This window comes from Pseudomonas wenzhouensis, assembly GCF_021029445.1.
In the GTDB taxonomy this organism is placed as follows: domain Bacteria; phylum Pseudomonadota; class Gammaproteobacteria; order Pseudomonadales; family Pseudomonadaceae; genus Aquipseudomonas; species Aquipseudomonas wenzhouensis.
Window position 1 is genome coordinate 1875215 of the sequence record NZ_CP072610.1, and the last position, 20307, is coordinate 1895521.

18 protein-coding genes are annotated in these 20307 nt (G+C 57.5%); all 18 read left to right on the forward strand.

Annotated features, from left to right (window positions below; translation table 11 throughout):
• Window positions 1–9: 9 nt before the first annotated feature.
• Complete coding sequence (locus J7655_RS08635; RefSeq protein ID WP_230927402.1) at window positions 10–1155, forward strand: class I SAM-dependent methyltransferase; 1146 nt, start codon at window positions 10–12, stop codon at window positions 1153–1155.
• A 48-nt stretch (window positions 1156–1203) separates the two neighbouring features.
• Entirely contained in the window at window positions 1204–3024 is a 1821-nt protein-coding gene (locus tag J7655_RS08640; RefSeq protein WP_230927403.1) for a thiamine pyrophosphate-binding protein, read from the forward strand.
• A gap of 6 nt (window positions 3025–3030) precedes the next feature.
• Window positions 3031–3780, forward strand: coding sequence for an SDR family oxidoreductase (locus J7655_RS08645; protein ID WP_230927404.1), 750 nt, complete (start codon window positions 3031–3033; stop codon window positions 3778–3780).
• Window positions 3780–4610, forward strand: coding sequence for a sugar phosphate isomerase/epimerase family protein (locus tag J7655_RS08650; RefSeq protein ID WP_230927405.1), 831 nt, complete (start codon window positions 3780–3782; stop codon window positions 4608–4610). The genes J7655_RS08645 and J7655_RS08650 overlap by 1 nt, the downstream gene beginning before the upstream one ends.
• A complete protein-coding gene (locus J7655_RS08655; protein WP_230927406.1) occupies window positions 4600–5352 on the forward strand; it encodes an SDR family NAD(P)-dependent oxidoreductase in 753 nt (250 codons plus the stop codon). Before J7655_RS08650 ends, J7655_RS08655 begins: the two co-directional genes overlap by 11 nt.
• Window positions 5349–6191, forward strand: a complete 843-nt coding sequence (locus J7655_RS08660; protein WP_230927407.1) for an SDR family oxidoreductase — start codon at window positions 5349–5351, stop codon at window positions 6189–6191. The genes J7655_RS08655 and J7655_RS08660 overlap by 4 nt, the downstream gene beginning before the upstream one ends.
• Window positions 6185–7054: a class I SAM-dependent methyltransferase gene (locus J7655_RS08665; RefSeq protein ID WP_230927408.1), complete on the forward strand. Its 870-nt coding sequence runs from the start codon at window positions 6185–6187 to the stop codon at window positions 7052–7054. Before J7655_RS08660 ends, J7655_RS08665 begins: the two co-directional genes overlap by 7 nt.
• Before the next feature lie 219 nt (window positions 7055–7273).
• Window positions 7274–7915, forward strand: a complete 642-nt coding sequence (locus J7655_RS08670) for a class I SAM-dependent methyltransferase (RefSeq protein WP_230927409.1) — start codon at window positions 7274–7276, stop codon at window positions 7913–7915.
• 2 nt (window positions 7916–7917) lie between these two features.
• Window positions 7918–8835 carry a LicD family protein gene (locus tag J7655_RS08675; RefSeq protein WP_230927410.1) on the forward strand — a complete coding sequence of 306 codons (918 nt, stop codon included), beginning with the start codon at window positions 7918–7920 and terminating at the stop codon, window positions 8833–8835.
• A gap of 5 nt (window positions 8836–8840) precedes the next feature.
• The gene (locus J7655_RS08680; protein WP_230927699.1) at window positions 8841–9893 is read left to right on the forward strand and encodes an NAD-dependent epimerase/dehydratase family protein; all 1053 of its coding nucleotides are present in this window, start codon (window positions 8841–8843) and stop codon (window positions 9891–9893) included.
• 99 nt (window positions 9894–9992) lie between these two features.
• Window positions 9993–13520 (forward strand): glycosyltransferase, encoded by a 3528-nt coding sequence (locus tag J7655_RS08685; RefSeq protein WP_230927411.1) that lies wholly within the window; start codon window positions 9993–9995, stop codon window positions 13518–13520.
• Window positions 13521–13767: 247 nt separating this feature from the next.
• Window positions 13768–15276, forward strand: a complete 1509-nt coding sequence (locus tag J7655_RS08690; RefSeq protein WP_230927412.1) for a flagellin — start codon at window positions 13768–13770, stop codon at window positions 15274–15276.
• 72 nt (window positions 15277–15348) lie between these two features.
• Entirely contained in the window at window positions 15349–15741 is a 393-nt protein-coding gene (locus J7655_RS08695) for a flagellar protein FlaG (protein ID WP_230927413.1), read from the forward strand.
• An 80-nt stretch (window positions 15742–15821) separates the two neighbouring features.
• A complete protein-coding gene (gene fliD / locus J7655_RS08700; RefSeq protein WP_230927414.1) occupies window positions 15822–17282 on the forward strand; it encodes a flagellar filament capping protein FliD in 1461 nt (486 codons plus the stop codon).
• Window positions 17283–17288: 6 nt separating this feature from the next.
• A complete protein-coding gene (gene fliS / locus J7655_RS08705) occupies window positions 17289–17681 on the forward strand; it encodes a flagellar export chaperone FliS (protein ID WP_230927415.1) in 393 nt (130 codons plus the stop codon).
• Between the two features lie 118 nt (window positions 17682–17799).
• The gene (fliS, locus tag J7655_RS08710; RefSeq protein WP_024307695.1) at window positions 17800–18180 is read left to right on the forward strand and encodes a flagellar export chaperone FliS; all 381 of its coding nucleotides are present in this window, start codon (window positions 17800–17802) and stop codon (window positions 18178–18180) included.
• A gap of 25 nt (window positions 18181–18205) precedes the next feature.
• The gene (gene fliT / locus J7655_RS08715) at window positions 18206–18499 is read left to right on the forward strand and encodes a flagellar protein FliT (RefSeq protein WP_084341018.1); all 294 of its coding nucleotides are present in this window, start codon (window positions 18206–18208) and stop codon (window positions 18497–18499) included.
• Between the two features lie 259 nt (window positions 18500–18758).
• Complete coding sequence (locus J7655_RS08720) at window positions 18759–20234, forward strand: sigma-54 dependent transcriptional regulator (protein WP_017679155.1); 1476 nt, start codon at window positions 18759–18761, stop codon at window positions 20232–20234.
• The last annotated feature ends 73 nt before the right edge of the window (window positions 20235–20307 follow it).

Here is a 20307-nt window from a genome sequence, read left to right on the forward strand (position 1 = left end):
GCACGCTCAATGCTGCCTGAAGCCAGTTGCCCTATCTGTGCCGCGCCCGCGGATGGCGTGCTGGAGTTGCACTTGGCCGAGCGCAGATGGTTGCCCAGCACTATCGCTGTGGCATCCTGCGCCGCCTGCGACTTCGCCTTCGTTTGTCCGGTCGACGCCGAGAATTACGCGAACTATTACGCCGAGACCACCAACGACCTGCTTTCGGTGAGCAACCCCAGCGAGACGGAGCAGCGGCGCTTCGACACCCAGGCTGGCTTCTTGTCGTCACTGCTGTCCGAAGCTGCTCCGAAGCGGGTGCTGGATATCGGCTGCGGTAGCGGTGGCCTGCTCCATACCCTGCAGCGCGCCTTCCCTCAGCATAGCTACCACGGGGTCGACCCCAACACGGTCGTTAGTGCGGCGCACCAAGGCGTCACGTTCAGCCGCAAACTGGACGATTCGACGCAGCCATTCGACCTGATCATTCTGTCCCATACACTGGAGCATGTCGTCGACCTCGCGGTCTTTTCTTCGGTGTTAGAGGTGCTGGCAGCGGACGGCTCTCTCTATGTTGAAGTGCCCGATGCCTCGCGCTACGCCGATTTCCCTCGCCGGGAGTACCTCTATTACTTCGATCGCCTGCACATAAACCACTTCAGCATGGCGTCGCTGGAGAAGCTGCTGGCAGGCTGGGGGCTCGCCCTGAACTGGTCCAGCTGCCACGACTTCCCGTACAAGGATGGCCAGCTCTACCCGGCCCGCGCCATCCTGGCTTCCCGCCAGGCCCCCACAGTGCCTCTGCTTCTTGAGCTGAAAGAGCCGCTGCTTGCGGCGCTGGAGCGCTATCGACAGGCCGAACGGGACAAGACGCGGTACTGGCAGGCACGCCTGGCGGCGTTTCCTCAGATCCTGGTCTATGGCTTCGGCGACAATTTCTTCCGCGCCAGGGCGGCAGGTGGTCCGTTGTCCGAGCTGAATATCCTGGCGGTGATCGACCGCCGCTGGCGAGACCTGAATGAATCCCGGCATGCCGCCGACTATTCGTTCATGGGCCTGGGCCAGGCCGCCGAGCAGCACTCACAGATCCCCGTGGTCGTGGCCGTCTCATGGCAGGCGGAAACCATTGCCGAAACCCTATCTGATGCCGGTTTTGCCCAGGTTTTCATCCTGTAGCTGGCCTTGTTCGCAACCGTACATAGAGATAATGAAGAAGGACATCAAATGCGTGTAGCCGACTACATCATGGAGCGCCTGGCCCGTCTGGGCGTTGGTCAGGTCTACTTCCTGCCCGGCGGCGGCGCCATGCACCTGAACGACGCTCTGGGGCGTCACCCCGAACTGGAGCCGGTGCTGTGCTTGCATGAGCAGGCGGCAGCCATTGCTGCCGAGGCCGCTGGTAAACTCACCGGTGGTCCGGCTGCGTGCATGACCACCTGCGGCCCCGGCGCGACCAACACGGTTACCGCCGTGCTTGGCGCCTGGCTGGATTCCACTCCGGTGTTCTTCGTTTCTGGCCAAGTCAAAAGTGCTGACCTGAAGGCTGGCAGCGGCCTGCGCATGTTGGGCGTGCAAGAGGCCGATATCGTTTCGATCGTCGAGCCGATTACCAAGGCGGCCATTACCCTTACCGATCCTCAAGCGGTTGCAGAGGTCTTCGACCAGCTTGAACACGCTGCGCTGAGTGGCAGACGAGGCCCAGTCTGGCTGGACGTGCCGCTGGATGTACAGGCCGTACAGGTCGACCCTGCCAAGCTGCGCCGAGCCCGGCTCCCTGCCGCTGTTGCGCCGGTGGAGTTGGACGAACCTGTGGCGCGCACGTTGGAGCTTCTGAAGTCTGCAAAACGTCCAGGCATCATCGCGGGTAACGGTATTCGCATGGCGGGCGCGGTAGACGCTTTCCGTCGCTTGGCTGAGCGCGCGGGTGTGCCGGTTATGCCTACCTGGCTGGCCATGGACCTGATCGAGGACGATCACCCTCTGTACGGCGGCCGCCCCGGAGGCATCGCTCCCCGCTGGGCCAATTTCACGTTGCAGAACTGCGATCTGTTGATCGTGCTGGGTTCACGCCTGGACATGGCGCTGACCGCTTACAACCACGCCCACTTTGCCCCCCATGCCAAAAAAGTGGTGGTGGACATCGATCCGGCCGAGATCGCCAAGTTGCAGATGGCGATAGAGGTTTCGGTAACCGCCGACGTAGGTTCCTTTATCGAGGCACTGGACAAGACGATCGCCGCTGATCCTCTGCCGGATTATTCCGCCTGGGTAGCTCAGATCGCTGCCTGGCGCGCCCGCTATCCCTTGCTGCTGCCAGAGCATGCTGACGACAGTCAGGGGGTCAGCATGTACCTCTTCACCGATCGCCTTTCCGAGCTGTTGCAGGAGGGCGATGTGATTGCCCCGGGCAGTTCTGGGTTCGCCGCAGAGCTGTTTCTGCTCAACCTGCGTATCAAGAAGGGGCAGCGCTGCTTCCACAATCGCGGCACCGGGTCGATGGGATTCGGCATTCCGTCTGCCGTTGGCGCCTGTCTCGCCTCAGGGCGTAGGCAGACCCTGTGCGTCGAGGGCGATGGTGGCCTGCAGATGAATATCCAGGAACTTGCGACGCTAGTAGCGCTGAAGCTCCCGGTCAAATGCTTCGTCATCAACAACCAGGGTTATGCCTCCATCCGGGTTTCGCAGAACGCGCACTTCAAGTTGCTGGTGGGGGCTGACTCCAGCAGCGGCCTGCACTTGCCGGATTTGCGTCCGCTGTGCGCAGCCTATGGTATCGGCTATGCCCGCATAGATTCGCATCAGGGGCTGGATGAAAGCCTGCTCGAAGTGCTCGGGCGAGAAGGGCCGGTGCTCTGCGAGGTCATGGTGCAGGTCGAGGAGCCGCGCATTCCGCGCGTGATGACCCGTATCAATGAGCAAGGCAAGCCAGAGTCAGGTGCCCTGGAGGATCTGTATCCCTTCCTGCCGAGGGAAGAGCTGGCCGAACACTGGCCGCTATCTTCCAGACGGGATGCTGATGACTCCATTCATTCTCCACGAGGTTGAGCGGCCATGAGTGTCCTTGATTCATTCAAGCTGGATGGGCGAGTGGCGTTGGTCACTGGCGCATCGCGCGGCATTGGCTGTGCAATTGCACGGGGCCTCAGCGAGGCTGGCGCCACCGTCTACGGTATTGGTCGCTCCGGAGAAACCGAAGCGCAAGAGGGCGTATTCCAGTATCGCCAGTGCGATATTCAGGATAAGGAAAGCTTCTCTCGCCTGCTGGCCGAACTGGTTGAAACGCATGGTCGGCTGGACATCCTGGTGAATGCGGCAGGCATCACCATGCCTGATCAGATGGAGGCAGACCCGCTTGCGACGTTTCAGCGCACGCTTGAGTTGAATCTGACGGCGGCGTTCGCGTGCAGTTACCTGGCGTTGCCTTACATGTTGTCAGGCGGCTACGGCTCCATCATCAATGTCACCAGTATCGGCGCTGCATTGGGCTTTCCCGGTAACCCGGGGTACGTCGCTTCCAAGGGGGGGCTTGCGGCGATGACGCGGGCACTGGCCAGGGATTACGGGGCTCGCGGCATTCGGGTGAACAACATCGTTCCGGGTTATGTGCATACCGCAATGACGCACGGCAGCTATTCGAACCCCGAACTTCATGCCGCACGGGCCGAGCGTACGATGCTGGGTCGCTGGGGCTCGGTTGGGGAATTGTCCGGCGCTGCTGTTTTCCTGGCTTCACCGGCAAGCAGCTATATGACTGGCGCTGATCTGGTGGTTGATGGCGGTTGGTCGGCCAAGGGGTTGTGATGGAAATCGGATTCATGCAGGGCCGTCTCTGTGATCGGGTGGACGGAAAGATTCAGGCTTTCCCGTGGCTCAATTGGGAAAAAGAGTTTCCTCTAGCGCAACAACTGGGCATTCCACTCATGGAGTGGACGCTTGATCAGGAACGCCTGTATGAGAACCCCTTGATGACCGCGCCTGGTCGTCAGCGCATTCGTGAGCTGTCGTCGCGGTACGGTGTCCGGATACTGTCCCTCACTGGCGATTGCTTTATGCAGGCGCCATTTTTCAAAGCTTCGGGTGCGGAGCGAGAGGGCCTGCTGCGAGATCTGCATGCCATTGTGGATGCGTGCGTCGATCTGGGCCTGCGCTACCTGCTGATTCCTCTCGTGGACAACGGTTCGCTGACGTCAGCAGATGAGGAGAGTGCTCTGCTCGAGGGGCTACTCCCTCTGCATGGGGTGCTGACTGCCGCAAAGCTAAAAATAGTGTTCGAGTCGGATTTCGAGCCTGAGCGCCTGGCCCGCTTTATCGCGCGTTTCCCCGAAGATGCCTTTGGCCTGAACTACGATATTGGCAACAGCGCGGCGCTTGGCTACTCGGCGTCGGCAGAGATCGCCAGCTACGGTCAGCGTATCGACAACGTGCATGTCAAAGACCGTGTCCTGGGCGGTACGACCGTACCGCTGGGCACTGGCAATGCGAATTTCCCGGAAGTTTTCCGGGCTCTGCATGCCGTGGGATATAGCGGTGATTTCATCCTGCAGACAGCGCGTGCGGACGGCGATCATGCCGGTGCGCTCGATCGTTATCGTGCGATGACCCTTGCCTGGTGGCGTGACAATGAATCTTGAACTGACAGGCAAGGTCGTGCTCGTTACGGGCTCGTCAGCCGGCATCGGTTTCGAGGTAGCGCAACAGCTTGCTCTTGAAGGCTGCCACGTTGTGCTCAACGGTCGTGATCCCGAGCGTTTGCAGGCGGCACAAGAGCGAATTGCCGGTTCCAGCGGTGTAGTTGCGGATGTTCGAGACCCTGATGCCTGTCAGGCGCTGGTCCGGCACGTTCTTCAGCTGCATGGTCGTCTGGATGTGCTGGTGTGCAATGTCGGCAGTGGCGCTTCCGTGCCGCCAGGCAAGGAAACCCCTGCGGAATGGCATCGGGTGCTGGAGCTCAATCTCTATTCCACAACACAGGCGGTATGGGCCGCTACCGATGCGCTGATAGCAAGTCGTGGCAATGTCATTTGCATCTCTTCGATCTGCGGCATCGAGGCGCTCGGGTGCCCAGTGGCATACGCCGCAGCCAAAGCCGCAGTGGAAAGCTACGTGCGCAACTCGGCGCGTGCATTTGGCAAGCACGGCGTACGCATCAACAGTATTGCGCCAGGCAACATCCTGTTCGATGGCTCCGTCTGGCAGCGCAAGCTCAGGGAAGACCGTGATGCTGTGGAGTCGATGTTGCAGCGTGACGTCGCGCTGGCCCGTCTGGGTTCCCCGCAGGATGTTGCAAGACTTGCCGCCTATTTGGCATCCCCGTTGGGGGGATTCATAACTGGCGCTACCTATGTGGTTGATGGAGGTCAGTTGAGATCATGACTAGAGCAGAGCCTACCCTGCCAAAGGTGTTCGATTTACGCGGTCGGGTCGCCGTTATCACCGGTGGCGGCGGACTGCTGGGTTACCAGCATGCGGCAACGATAGCCGAGCTGGGCGGCGTGCCTGTGCTGCTCGACATCAACGCTGAAGGCTTGGCGAACAACGCTGCCAGGCTGCTCGATGAGACGGGTTGCGAAGCATTGACGCTGCAGGCTGATATCACTGACCTGGATGCGGTGGTTCTGGCTGCCGAGCAAATCATGGGCCGGCATGAGCGGGTGGATATCCTGCTCAACAACGCTGCGCGCAATCCAAAGGTGGAGAGTGTGGGCGATCGGGACTTCTCCCGCCTCGAAAACTTTCCCTGGGAGCAATGGCGTCTCGATTTGGACGTTGGCCTCGGTGGTGCCTTCAACTGCGCCAAGGTGTTCGGCGCTGAAATGGCCCGGCAGGGACATGGCGTCATCGTCAATATCGCTTCCGATCTTGGCGTGATTGCACCTGATCAGCGTTTGTATCGGGTCGATGGGCGCGAGAGTGACCAGCAACCAGTCAAGCCAGTTACCTACTCGGTGGTCAAGCACGGCCTGATCGGCCTGACCAAGTACCTGGCTACCTACTGGTGCGAGCAAGGTGTGCGCTGCAATGCGCTGTCCCCTGGCGGTGTGTATGCGGGGCAAAACGATGTGTTCGTCAGCAAGTTGACCCAGCTCATTCCATTGGGGCGCATGGCCGAAGCTGACGAGTACCGCGGTGCGATTGCCTTCCTGTGTTCGGATGCTTCCGCCTATATGAACGGCGCCAATCTGGTCATCGATGGAGGCCGCAGCACATGGTGAGCCGTGAGCTGATAGCCCGGCATTGCATTTGCTGTGGCGGCGAGCAACTGCAACGTTCTTCGGCGGTGCTGATGCCCTTCGTTGCGCATCGCGTATTCGGCCATGAACCTCTTGAGATCACTGCTGATTGGGGCTTGCGCGATCTGCGCCAAGGCATGGCCTATACGCTTTGCAATTCACTGCAATGCCAGGAGTGCGGTGTCCTGTTTCTGGATTACCGCTTTACCGATGAGCAAATGGCGGCGCTTTATGCGGGGTATCGTGACGAGCGATACAACGCCGAGCGTGAGCGCTACGAGCCAGGCTACACTGCGCTTACAAAAAGCTTCGAGGGGCGGGCTGCCTACATTTCGGATATCGAAGCCTGGCTTGCACCGCACCTGCCTGCAGCTCCAGCGGTATTGGACTGGGGCGGTGCGACAGGTCTCAATACGCCTTTGCGCGGGCGTGGAGGCTTGCACCATATTCACGATATCTCGGATGTTGGTCTGGTTGCTGGTGCTCAGAGAGCGGATGCGCTCAAGTTTGGGCAGCAGCACTATGACTTGGTGGTTTGCAGCCAGGTGCTAGAGCACGTACCTGCGCCACTTGATTTGATTAGCCAGATTGTCCCGATATTGTCAGCCGAGACCTTGTTCTATCTTGAAGTTCCTCTTGAAATCTTGATGCGCGAGCACCCTGATAGTTTGCAATTGGCGCCATTGAAACGTTACTGGCATGAGCACATCAATTTTTTCTCTAAAGTGTCACTGTATCGAATGATTGAGCGTGTTGGGCTGAGGGTGTTGGACAGCCACATTCTCCCCGTTGAGTTGCGGGGGCGCAAAGGTTCTGTAATGGGTGTCTTGGCGAGATTGCCCTGATGAACACTGGCATGACTCTGTCCTCAACCAGGGCAGCCGACCTTCTGCGTACTCCTGTATATAGTGGTTTTTTGGGGCGCCGATGGTTTTTTTGAGCAAACTTATGTACGTGGTTTTTTCTCTGCGCTGCCATGCTTATAGCGCCTTCGGGACTGTGCTCTATGTATTAGCAACGAAATCAGGCCAAGGTAGCAGTGCTTTTGCAGCAAGGAGTATGGAATGAGTGAAGTGAGCAGTGAGGCGAATGGCAACTATTGGGATGATTTCTACAGCTGCATTCAAGTAGGTGCACCGACCTATCCATCGCAGTTTGCTGCCTTCGCGATAAACGAGTTCTCCGGGGTGGATGGAGTGATTGAGTTCGGTTGCGGTAATGGCCGCGATAGTGATTTCTTTGCGGCTCATGGCTTCAATCTGCTGGCGGTTGATGCTTCGGTCGAGGCCATCGAGCTGTGTCAGGCACGTAACCGCTTCCGTCACGCAAAATTTGTTCAGAGTCGTTCCGTTGATGTTAGGGAAGAGGTTGCGGCCTTTCTTGTCGGGAGAAGCAAAGTCGCCGTGTATGCACGTTTCTTCCTGCATGCCGTGGAGGAGTGCGAAGAGCGTGCTTTGCTCGTTCTGCTGGGTACACTGCTGCCTAGCGGTAGTCGTTTATTCCTTGAATATCGGACGATAGAGGATGCTGATCAGGAGAAAGTGTTTGGGGACGGGCATTTCAGGCGCTATTTGGATCACCGTGCTGTTCTTGGGCGAATCGAATCCGTCGGTTTTCGTGTCGAGTACGAAGTAGAGGGGCGTGGCTTTGCCAAGTATGGCGAAGAGGATGCTTTGGTCGGTCGCTGCGTTGTGGTTAAGGGGTGAACATGATTCCAGATTTCCTGAAAGACAAACGACTGGTCCTTTTTGGCGCGGGGCGTGTGGCATTGAGGTTTTTCTCAATCTTCCCCGAATTGAATGTTATTGCGTTTGCCGATAATGATTCCAAGAAACAAGGGACTTTAGTCGGCCATGTGCCCATTATCGCGCCGGAGAATATTGCTTCACTGGATTACGATCTGGTGATGATTAGTACTGGCTGGTTGGATAGTATCTCCTCACAGTTGCGCGACCTCGGTATTCCAGCAGAGCGAATCATTCTTCCGCCAAAGAACCTGTTGGCTGTGAACGGTGGCGTCAAACCGTTTTCCGATGCGGTTACCAAGGCATTGGCTGTTGAAGTGATGTCGGGCGTCTCTCGCTTTTCTGCTGCACACGAAATTCCGATCATGCTGGATTTCGGTACATTGCTGGGGGCGGTTCGTGACGGTGACCTGATTGCGTGGGATGACGATATTGATTTATCCATCAATGATGTCGATTTTCCGCTGATAGTCGAGCATTTGGATGAGCTGAGGTCGTTCTTTCCTGATAGAGAGGGGCTTGTCGTCGACATTTCCGTCATCAGATCGGAGGGGGTCGTGACCGGGGTCCTTACCACATTCAAAAGTGCTCCTGACTCAACGCCCATCGTGCCCTTCGAAGTCGGTTTCGTACGGCGGGTCTTTGAAGCTGGCAAGTCGATCACCAAGTCGGCGGGGCCCGAGTTCATCGCGCCTGAACAACATTTTCGCGCGCTGGACCGGATGCAATTTCTCGGTGCACAGTTTTATACCCCTCACGACGTCCAGGGTTATCTGACATTCGTCTACGGTGACTGGCAGACGCCGAAGCAGAACACCACGCTCGCCGAGTATCCGACGCAGGAACCAGAGTATCGGGAAATTTCGATCTCGAAGTATTGAACACCATGACTACAACAGGCTTTTCCGGGTCACCCGGAGAAAAGAGTGACTTGTACGGTGTTCTCGCCGGTCTCGGCCTGGCTGAGTCCCTGGCTGGTCGTCACTTGTTGTTGACCGGAGGAACCGGGTTCTTCGGTCGTTGGCTGCTGGCCCTGTTGGCAGAACTCAATCGCCAGGGGGCGGGGATTGAAGTGACGCTTACGTCACGCAATCCTGCGACTTTTTTATCCAGCCATCCTGCCTATCTGGAGTGCAAATGGCTCAACTGGCTACCCGGTGATATCCGTGAGCTGCGGAACCTGCCTGGGCGTCCTGTTGACCTGATTCTGCACGCTGCGGCCGATACCTCAGCAACTGCCCATACCCGTCCGTTGGAGTTGTTCGACACTATTGTCGAGGGTGCTCGACGGGTGTTTGATCTCGCCGTGCGTTGTGATGGCGCGCGTGTCCTGATCACTGGCTCCGGTGCTCAATATGGCGCTATTCCCGATACTGTCGGCGTACCGGAAAGTTATCCTGGCGCTTGCATGAGCAACAGCGTAGGTAGCACTTACGGTGAGGCAAAGCGAGCCCAGGAAACCTTGGGTGCAATTTATGCGGAGAGCTATGGCATTGATATCATCATGACCCGTTGCTTTGCTTTTTCCGGCTACGGACTTCCCTTGAATGGCCATTTTGCCATCGGCAACTTCGTGCGTGATGCTCTTTATGCCCAAGAGGTGGTGCTCAACTCAAATGGTACGGCGGTACGCAGCTATTTGCATGGTGCCGATCTGGCCGTTTGGCTGTTGGCATTGCTGGTCCGTGGAAAAGCGGGGCAGGCATACAATGTCGGGTCAGACGAGGCAATCACCATCGCTGAGCTGGCGTACCGAGTTGTGGCCCGGGTGGCACCGGAGAAGGTTGTGCGAATTATGGGGCGTCCAGAGAGTTCGGGCCGATCATTCTATGTGCCGGACATCACACGGGCACGAGCGCTCGGATTGGATGTCTGGACGACGCTGGATGAGTCCATCGACAGTATGGTGCGTTGGGCGGAGAACTCTAAACGTACGTGATCGGTTGGCCCGTATTTGCTACTGAAGTGGAACTGGGTAGTTCAGGAAAATCTGATCCGACTATTCGCCAAATTAAATTAGTTACGAGAGGTAGAGGCGATGCGTGAACTGTTCTCCAAGCGCCCGCAGCCATATTACATCTATGCCCCCGATTATCGGCGCAGCTCTGCTGGGGTTAGGGTCATGCACATGCTGTGCGATGCACTCAATCGTTCGGGCCAGGAGGCCTATGTCACTGCCAACGTGCTCAATCCCGAGTTGATTACTCCGCAGCTTACCGATGGGGTTATCGAATTACACCGTAAGCAAGGGTTGGAACCGATAGTGGTTTACCCTGAGATTATCGACGGTAACCCGCTGAAGGGTAATACCGTTGTGCGCTACTTGCTTAACCAAGTGGGGTTTGTCGAGGGGCAGGGGCTATACGGTGAGGATGATTTGCTGTTCGCCTATGTACGCGGGCTTTTGAGACCGGGTATGGGGCAGGACAGGGTCCTTCACTTGCCGCCTATCGACCTCAGAATATTTTGCCCTCCAGAAGACCCAGGCAAACGCGTTCAGGGAAAGGTCTGTTATTACCAAGGGCGGCGTGGGCAGGCTCAGATAGATCCTGCACTGCTGCCCCCGGACGCGATAGAAATTACCCCCACCTTTCCTGAATCCTGGGAAGGGCTTGTTGACCTTTTCCAGCAATGTGAATTCTTCTATTTGGGGGAGCGCTCGGCATTGGCCGGCGAGGCTGTGCTGTGCGGGTGCTTGAGTATCGTTTTGCCTGGGCAATGGGCTCCTGAAAAGTTATCCGAGCATGAGTACAGTAGTTATGGAACAGCTTGGGGTAATACTCCAGAGGAAATTCAGCGCGCCAGAGAAACGATCTCCTTGTTGCGGGAGCGGCAATTACAGCATCAGAAAGACTTCTGGCCGGCTTTGGATCACTTCATCGAAGTTACTCAGAGTTTTGCCAATGCGCGTGCTGCCACTGCCAGCAAGCGCACGCTGCAGGCCTGGCTGGGTGAACGCGTGCCCACCAACGCCCAGCATCGTCTGATAACCGCGCATCTGCAGGCGAGTACCGCGCCGACTCTTGGCGTGCTGGTGCTTGATCGTGACGGTGATGCCGCGCGTTTGGGTAAGACAATCAAGAGCCTGAGCCTGGAGAACAACCTCTATGCGGCGCTGCGTATCGTCGCCCTGACCCCTCAGGATATGCCGCAGACCAGTGCCGAAAACAAGCTGCGTTTTCTGCGTATCGATGCCGAGCAGCCACTGACGGGCATCAATCTAGCTGTGCGTGAGGGTGGCTTCGACTGGTTTATGATCGTGGAAGCGGGCTGTGAGTTCACCACCAGCGGCCTACTGATCGCTGCGCTTGATCTGATCAGTGCACCGGGATGCCGTGCCGTCTACGGCGACGAAGTGGTGCGTCAGGGGACCAATGATCTGGGCCTGGCTTTGCGCCCAGGGTTGAATCTGGACATGCTGCTCAGCCTGCCCAATGCCCTGGCTAGCCACTGGTTGTTCAACTGCCAGACTTGGCTGGACATGGGCGGCTTCCGTAACGAGGCCGGGCAGGCGTTCGAACTGGACTACCTGTTGCGCCTGGTCGAAGACAAGGGTCTGGAAGAGCTGGGCCATATCAGTGAACCCATACTGATTCGTGAGGCGTCTCCACTACGCGACAGCCCCGATGAGCGTGCCGTCATTCAGCGTCATTTGGTCGCGCGTGGGTTCCCGGATGCCACTGTCACCTCACGTCTGCCAGGGCACTACGATCTTGACTATGGGGTGGGCGATGGCGCTCTGGTGAGCATTATCGTGCACACCCAGGGCAGCATGGCGAAGGCGCGCCGCTGCATGGAGACCATTCTCGAAAAAACCACCTACCGAGCCTACGAAGTGCTGCTGCTGGATCAGAGTGGCGACGACGCGGCTTTGCAAGGCTGGCTGACCGGTGTCGAACAGCTGGGTACGGATTCGATTCGCGTATTGCGTTTCCCCGAGGCGTTGTCGCTGACGCAGGTAAGCAACCAGGCTGCAGGGCAGGCCAGAGGCGAGCTGCTGTTGTGGCTGGATGTCGGTAGCGCCGTGCTGGATTCCGATTGGTTGCATCAGCTGGTCAACCATGCTGCTCGCCAGGAAGTTGGAGCCGTGGGCGCCAAGTTGTTGGCGGGGGATCGCACGATTCGCCATGCCGGTGTGATCCTGGGGCTTAACGGGCCGGTAGGCCGTGTATTCGTCGGTCAGCCGTTGGAAGCCCCCGGTTATCTCCAGCGCCTTCTGGTCGACCAGGACTACGCTGCTGTCAGTGGCAAATGCCTTATGTTGCGTAAGAGCCTGTTCCTCGACGCCGGCGGTTTCGATGAGACCCCTGACCTGGCACCCTGGGCTTATATAGATCTTTGCTTGCGCCTGCATTCGGCAGGTTTCCTGAACGTATGGACGCCGCGTGCGTCGCTGCTCATCAATGAAGAGCCGGAGCCGGCTGTCACGGTTGAGCAGGAAGATGCCATGTACGCGCGCTGGTTGCCGTTGCTGGCTCGCGACCCTGCCTACAACCCCAACTTCTCGTTGGGCTCGGGCGATGAGTTCAGCATCGCGCCAAGCAAGATGAACTGGCGTCCTCTTTCATCCTGGCGTCCGGTGCCGACGATTCTGGGGCATGCGGCAGACCAGCAAGGTTGCGGCCATTATCGGGTGATCCAGCCGTTGGAGGCGATGGATCGCGAGGGTCTGATAGACGGAACGCTGCTCTGGAGCCAGCTGTCCGTGACGGAGCTGGAGCGGTTCGCGCCCGACAGCATCTTATTGCAACGCCAGGTGGGCGAGTCTCAGATCGAAGGCATGCGCCGCATGAAAGCGTTTTCCAATGCCTTCAAGGTCTTCGAGCTGGATGACTATCTACCCAACCTGCCGATGAAGAGCATCCACAAGGCCCATATGCCCAAGGATATTGTTCGGACGCTACGCCGTGGCTTGAGCTACGTCGATCGCTTCGTGGTTTCCACTGAGCCGCTGGCCGAAGCCTTCGCTGGTCTGCATGACGACATTCGGGTGGTTCACAACCGTCTCGATACGCGCTGGTGGCGAGGTTTGAACAGCCAGCGTCGTTGTTCTGCCAAACCCCGGGTGGGTTGGGCCGGTGGTGCCAGCCATACCGGCGACCTCGAAATGATCGCCGACGTGGTCAAGGAGCTGGCCAGCGAGGTGGAATGGGTGTTCTTTGGCATGTGCCCGGACAAGCTGCGCCCCTATGTGCATGAGTACCACCCCGGTGTGCCCATCCGGGATTACCCGGCGAAGCTGGCCCAGCTCAATCTGGATCTCGCTCTCGCTCCGGTGGAGCAGAACCTGTTCAACGACTGCAAGAGCAATTTGCGTCTGTTGGAGTACGGTGCCTGCGGCTTCCCGGTGGTTTGCAGCGAGGTGCTCTGCTACCAGGGTGATGGCTTGCCCGTGACGCTGGTGAAAAACCGTTTCAGAGATTGGGTGGAGGCCATTCGCATGCACCTTGCCGACCTCGACGAGACCGCGCGTCTTGGTGATCGTCTGCGCGGTGCGGTGCAGCGTGACTGGATGCTCGAAGGCGATAACCTGCTGCTCTGGCGTGAGGCCTGGACCGCGGACTGAGGGGCATGAACCGGCGGGTCTGCAACGGGCCCGCCGGAGATGTTATCCCAGTCTGATCTTTGCTTCTGTCTAACTGATTGATTCTTAAGGCGGAAAAAGATCATCAAAAAAACTGGAATTTACTGCTAAAGCTCTTGCCTCCTGCGCCGATACAAAAATCGAATGCGAACTCTCTGGGCGTCTGAGCATGCAGGCCCGAGCTCGCAAGCTCAGACAAACGGTTCTTAGGTCATCTGGAGGCAATACCATGGCCCTTACAGTCAACACTAACGTTGCGTCCCTCAACACTCAGCGTAACCTGAACACCTCGTCCAAAGGCCTGGATACTTCCCTCCAGCGCTTGTCCACCGGCTACCGCATCAACAGCGCCAAAGACGACGCTGCTGGCCTGCAGATCGCCAACCGCCTGACCAGCCAAATTACTGGCCTGGGCGTAGCGACCCGTAACGCCAACGACGGTATCTCCCTGGCGCAAACCGCTGAAGGTGCCCTGCAGCAGTCCACCGGTATCCTGCAGCGTATGCGTGACCTGGCGCTTCAATCGGCTAACGGTTCCAACGGTGCTACCGAGCGTGCCGCTCTTCAGGGGGAAGTGGCTCAGTTGCAGCAAGAGCTGAACCGTATTTCTGACACTACCAGCTTCGGTGGTCGCAAGATTCTCGACGGCAGCTTCGGCTCGCAGAGCTTCCAGGTCGGCGCCAACGCCTACGAAACGATCAATGTTTCCATCGGTTCGGCCGCTACCGATCGTATTGGCATCAATCGTGTGACAACCTCCGGCGGTGCTGCTACTGCAATTGCAAGCGGTGCCAGTGGTGCTGCTGCGTTTGGTACCACATCCTACTCCGATACCACTTTCGATATTTCTTCGAAATTTACTACCGCCGCCTCTGGTGGTGTTGTGACTATTTCTGGACCGGCAAGCGGCGCTTCTGCTGCCGAAGTTGCTGCGGCCGTAAACGCCAAGAGTGATGAAACCGGTGTGACTGCCAATTCTCGCACTGTTGCGGAACTTAGCAATCTGACTTCCAGCGGGACTATTTCCTTTGAGCTGTATGGTGCTAATAGCACCACCAAAGACACTGATAAGGCTGTCATCTCTGCGGTAGTTACTGATACTACTAATCTGGGCGCTCTTGCCGACGCTATTAACAAGGAAACTGGCAAAACCGGGATTTCTGCGATTTCCAAAGGCGATAAGATCGAGTTGGTCAACGCGCGTGGCGATTCTATCGCGATCAAGAACTTCCAAGGCGGTAGTGGTAATGCAGTCGATCTGCAGGCCAAGAATTTTGCTGGTGACGAGAATGTCGGTGGTGTAGAGAACATTACAGCGGGTAACGGTGCTCGTGCCGACGGTCAGGTTCAGCTCGAAGCTGCTGACGCCTTCCAGGTAACAGGTATGACAGTTGGCCTGGGTGCGGATTCCTTTAGTGAGCTCGATGCGGTGAATAGCATCGACATCAGTACGGCGACGGGGGCTCAGGATGCTCTGGGTATCATCAACGGTGCGATCTCCAACATCGACAGCCAGCGTGCTCAGCTCGGTGCCGTGCAGAACCGCTTCGAGAACACCATCTCGAACCTGCAGAACATCGCTGAGAACTCCTCCGCTGCTCGTAGCCGGATTCGTGACACTGACTTCGCTGCCGAAACCTCGGAACTGACCAAGAATCAGATCCTGCAGCAAGCCGGTACCGCGATCCTGGCTCAGGCCAACCAGTTGCCGCAGGCCGTACTCAGCCTGCTGGGCTAAGGTCAAAGGCGCTAGACTACGGGGGGAAGGGCTTTGCTCTTCTTCCCGTTACCTCTTTGTGAGGAGAAATTTATGGACGTCGGTTCTATTAAGTCCCAGGTTAATGCTGCGGTTGTCCGTGAGGGGGGCGTTTCCAGCGCTGCAGAGTCACGGCAGAAGCAGGGTCTCTCGACAGCCACAGCGGTTTCGAATACTGATGAGCAGGCTGCTACCCGAGTAGTCACAGCTACTCAGGAGGTAAGTCGTGAGCAGATCGAGGATGCGGTAGCGACTATTCAGGAGTTCGTGCAGTCGGTTCGTCGTAGCATCAACTTTGCAGTCGAAGACGGTTCTGGACGGGTTGTTGTCAAGGTGACCGATGCAGGGTCTGGTGATGTGATACGGCAAATTCCATCTGAAGAGGCGCTCAAACTGGCAGAAAATCTGTCAGAAGTGCGTAGTTTGCTGTTCAAGGCTGAGGCATAGGTGGTAAACCTTGGCATGGGTTTTGATTGTTATCTATCCACGGGATGGGTGAAGTCGAATTATTGACGAGGTAACACGATATGGCTGGCATTCCAGGAATCGGTTCGGGTATCGACATCAAGAGCATCGTCGATGTACTGGTCAATTCCGAGCGGGCACCCAAGACCAACCAGCTTGATCGTCTTGAGAAAGAAACCGTTACGCGTATTTCGGCCGTCGGCACCTTGGCTGGCGCATTGAATACATTCAAGACAGCCGTTGATTCGTTGAACAAATCTTCTTTGTTCGAGGCACGTACGGCCAGTACTTCCAACGGTGGCGTACTCAAGGCGACAGCCAGTTCAACTGCGCCTGCTGGCAGCTACAACGTCCAAGTGCAGCAACTGGCGACTAGCAGTAAGGTAGCCCTACAGTCTGTTGCAGGAGGCTCCACCGCGACCTTCAACAGTGGGACGCTTGAGATCTCTGCGGGCAGCACCAGTATCAGTGTCGAAGTCACTGCAGCCAATAACACCTTGGCCGGAATGCGCGATGCTATCAATGAGGCGGGCAAGAATAGCGGTATTAGCGCATCCATCATCACCGACGACTCGGGGTCTCGTCTGGTTCTCAGTTCCACCAAGACTGGCCAGGGTAATGATCTCAGTGTTGTAGTCAGCCAAGATGGCGTGACCACGGGTGACAATCTGCTGACCACGCAGGCATTTGCGCCAACTGCCGATCCAGATAATGTGGGTGCCTTTCTCAAGCCCGACTCCACCACTGGAGCAGGTGGTGTCATCGCGCAGGCCAAGTCAGCCAAGCTGACCATCGACGGCTTGCAGGTGGAGCGTAGTAGCAACCGCATTGATGATGCCCTGGAGGGCGTGACTCTCGATCTCGTGGCTGCGCAAAACAGTACTGAGCTGGCCGATGGTAAGACCATCAGTCTCAATGTCGGGGTCGACAAGGGCAGCGTGAAAAGCAGTCTGCAAAAATTCGTCGATGCCTATAACGCTTTAATTTCCACTACCTCCCAGCTTACTGCGTTTGTGCCGGTAGATGGCTCGACGCCTGTCACAGGCCCCTTGTTTGGGGATACCTCGGTACGCAGTCTTCTTTCCGGTATGCGTAATGAACTGGTGAGCGCACCCGGGCAGACGAGTGGTATCCAGGCTCTGGCTCAGTTGGGTATCGCCACGGGCAAGGATGGCAAGCTGTCTCTGGATGACACCAAGCTGACAACTGCGCTGGATAACAATTTCGAGCAGGTAGGAGCCTATCTGGCTGGTGATAAAGGCTTGATGGGGCGTCTATCAAGCTTTACCTCGGGTTACGTTGCTACTGATGGTGTTCTCAAGCAGCGTAACGATGCCTTGCAGGTCACCAAGCAGGATGTCGACAAGCAGCGCAAGGCGCTGAACGAACGTATTGAGAGTCTGGAAAAACGCCTCTACTCGCAATACAACGCCATGGATTCATTGGTCGGGCAACTCAAGCGTACCAGTGAGAGCCTCGGCGGCATGCTCGCCAACCTGCCAGGCTTCGTCAAAAAGGATTAGTAATTCATGAGCAAGAACCCTATCGATGCCTACAAACAGGTCAAGACCAGTCAGGAGGTATCGCCTTATCGCACCGTACAGCTCCTGCTCGAAGGCGCATTGCAGCGTGTGATGCTTGCCAAGCAGGCCCAGGCCGAAGGTGATACCGAAATTCGCGGTATGGCTGTCGGTAGTACCATCACCATTCTGGGTGTACTGCAGGCGGCTCTGGACAAAGAGTTGGGCGGTGAAATTGCCGAGAATCTTGATGCCCTTTACGACTATATGACTCGCCGCTTGGCGGGTGTCGCCCTGGACGATACACCGCGCACCCTGGAAGAAGTGCAAGCCCTGCTGGGTGATATTAAAACTGCCTGGGATGCCATTGGCCCCGAGGTCGAACCGGCGCCTGCTGGCTGATAGTCGGGCAGGGCACATTGCATGTACTGCACGTATTTTTCGCGGTACAAAGTTCTAAAGCTTTATCCGACATAGCCGATATCTGAAGTATCAGCCCATCGGTAGAGCGAGAGCGAATATGAACGCAATGGCGGCCCTCAAGCAGTATCAGACCGTCAACAACCAGGCCCAGGCGGCAGAGGCAAGCCCCCATCGCCTGATTCAAATGCTGATGGAAGGCGGCCTATCCCGCATTGCTCAGGCACGTGGCGCCATGGAGCGTGGGCAGACAGCGTTGAAGGGTGAGTTGATTGGCAAAAGCATTGCCATCATTGCTGGTTTGCGTGAGAGTCTCGATCACCAGCAAGGTGGCGAGCTGGCCGGTAATCTCGATAGCCTGTACGAATACATGATTGCCCGTTTGACCGAGGCCAATGTCAGCAACGAGCCAGAGCTTCTCGAGGAAGTATCGGGGCTGCTGCGCAACGTCAAGCAGGGCTGGGATGCGATCGCTCAGTGATGAGCGCGCATCGGAGGAGAAGCGAATGAGTTCATCTGTCCAGCGTTTGCAAGCGACTGGCTCTGCCTTGCGCGATGCTCTGGCTAAACAGGACTGGGCCGCCATAGGTGAGCTCGACTTGCAATGCCGCATGGTGGTCGATGCTGCCATGGTCGACAGCTCTGACGAAGAAGAGCTGCGCAGTGGCCTGGAGAACCTGCTGTCACTGTACCGTGAGCTGGTCACTGTTTGTCAGACAGAACAGCAACGTTTGGCTGGGGAGTTGTTGCAACTCAACCAATCCCGTCAGGGTGCCAAGGTGTACCAGCTTTTCGGTTAATCAGCCTGCATGTACCGAGCTAAGCCCCTGTGGTTTGGCTCGGTCTCTTCCTTGTTACGCTTTCCCGTCCTCTCGGGTTTAGTGCTTTTTATTGCTCAAGTCTCGACGTGACTGCTTGGCTGAAGCCAATAGCGGGTAAAAAATCACGTCATAAAATTGACTGGCTTCAATTTTTTGACTTTACTAGTGGCAAGTTGCCGGTGTGCGCCGAACTAGTGGCGTGCAGTTTCCCTCTCTCCTCGGGTCAGACAAACACAAGATGTGGCGTGAAACCAAAATTCTGTTGATCGATGACAATGCTGCGCGCCGCCACGAGTTGGCGATCATTCTGAGTTTTCTCGGGGAAGAGCATCTGGCCTGTACCAGCCAGGATTGGCGCAATGCTGTGGCCGAGCTCGCTTCCAGTCGCGAAGTGCTCAGTGTCTTGCTGGGCGATGTCGAGGCCAAGGGTGGGGCGCTCGAGCTGACCAAGCAGATTGCTGGCTGGGATGAGTTCCTGCCGCTGTTGACGGTTGGCGACTCCAGCATCGTCGAGTGGCCGGAAGATTTGCGCAGGCGTGTGCTAGCCAGCCTGGAAACCCCACTCAGCTATAACAAGCTGCTCGATTCGCTGCACCGTGCCCAGGTCTATCGCGAGATGTACGACCAGGCCCGTGATCGTGGTCGGCAGCGCGAGCCCAACCTGTTCCGCAGCCTGGTTGGCACCAGTCGCGCCATTCAACAGGTGCGGCAGATGATGCAGCAGGTGGCCGATACCGAGGCCAGTGTGCTGATCCTCGGTGAGTCCGGAACCGGCAAGGAAGTAGTCGCGCGCAATCTGCATTACCACTCCAAGCGTCGCGAGGCGCCGTTCGTACCGGTCAACTGTGGGGCCATTCCGGCCGAGCTGCTCGAGAGCGAGCTATTCGGACATGAGAAGGGTGCTTTTACCGGCGCCATCACCAGCCGGGCAGGGCGCTTCGAGTTGGCCAATGGCGGCACGCTTTTCCTGGATGAAATCGGTGATATGCCACTGCCGATGCAGGTCAAGCTGCTGCGTGTGTTGCAGGAGCGCACTTTCGAGCGCGTCGGCAGTAACAAGACGCAGACTGCTGATGTGCGCATCATTGCCGCCACGCACAAGAACCTGGAGAAGATGATCGAGGATGGCAGTTTCCGCGAGGACTTGTACTACCGCCTCAACGTTTTCCCCATCGAGATGGCGCCGCTGCGCGAGCGTATCGAAGATATCCCTCTGTTGATGAACGAGCTGATCTCGCGCATGGAGCACGAGAAGCGCGGCTCCATTCGTTTCAACTCGGCCGCCATCATGTCGTTGTGCCGTCATGACTGGGCGGGCAACGTGCGTGAACTGGCCAACCTGGTCGAGCGCATGGCCATCATGCATCCCTATGGCGTGATCGGTGTTGGCGAGCTGCCGAAGAAATTCCGTCACGTCGATGACGAGGATGAGCAACTGGCAGCCAGCCTGCGCGACGAGATGGAAGAGCGTGCGGCGATCATGGCGGGTCTGCCGGGCCTGGATACGCCGGCCATGCTGCCGCCCGAGGGGTTGGATCTGAAGGATTATCTGGGCAACCTGGAGCAGGGCTTGATTCAGCAGGCGCTGGATGATGCGGGAGGCGTGGTGGCGCGTGCGGCTGAGCGCCTGCGTATTCGTCGTACCACCCTGGTCGAGAAAATGCGCAAGTACGGCATGAGCCGCCGCGAAGAGGATGGCCAGGACGAGGATTGAACCGGCGGCCCCGCGTCAAACAGCACAATGAAAGCCGGAGCTTTGACGCAAGCTCCGGCTTTGTTTTTTCAAG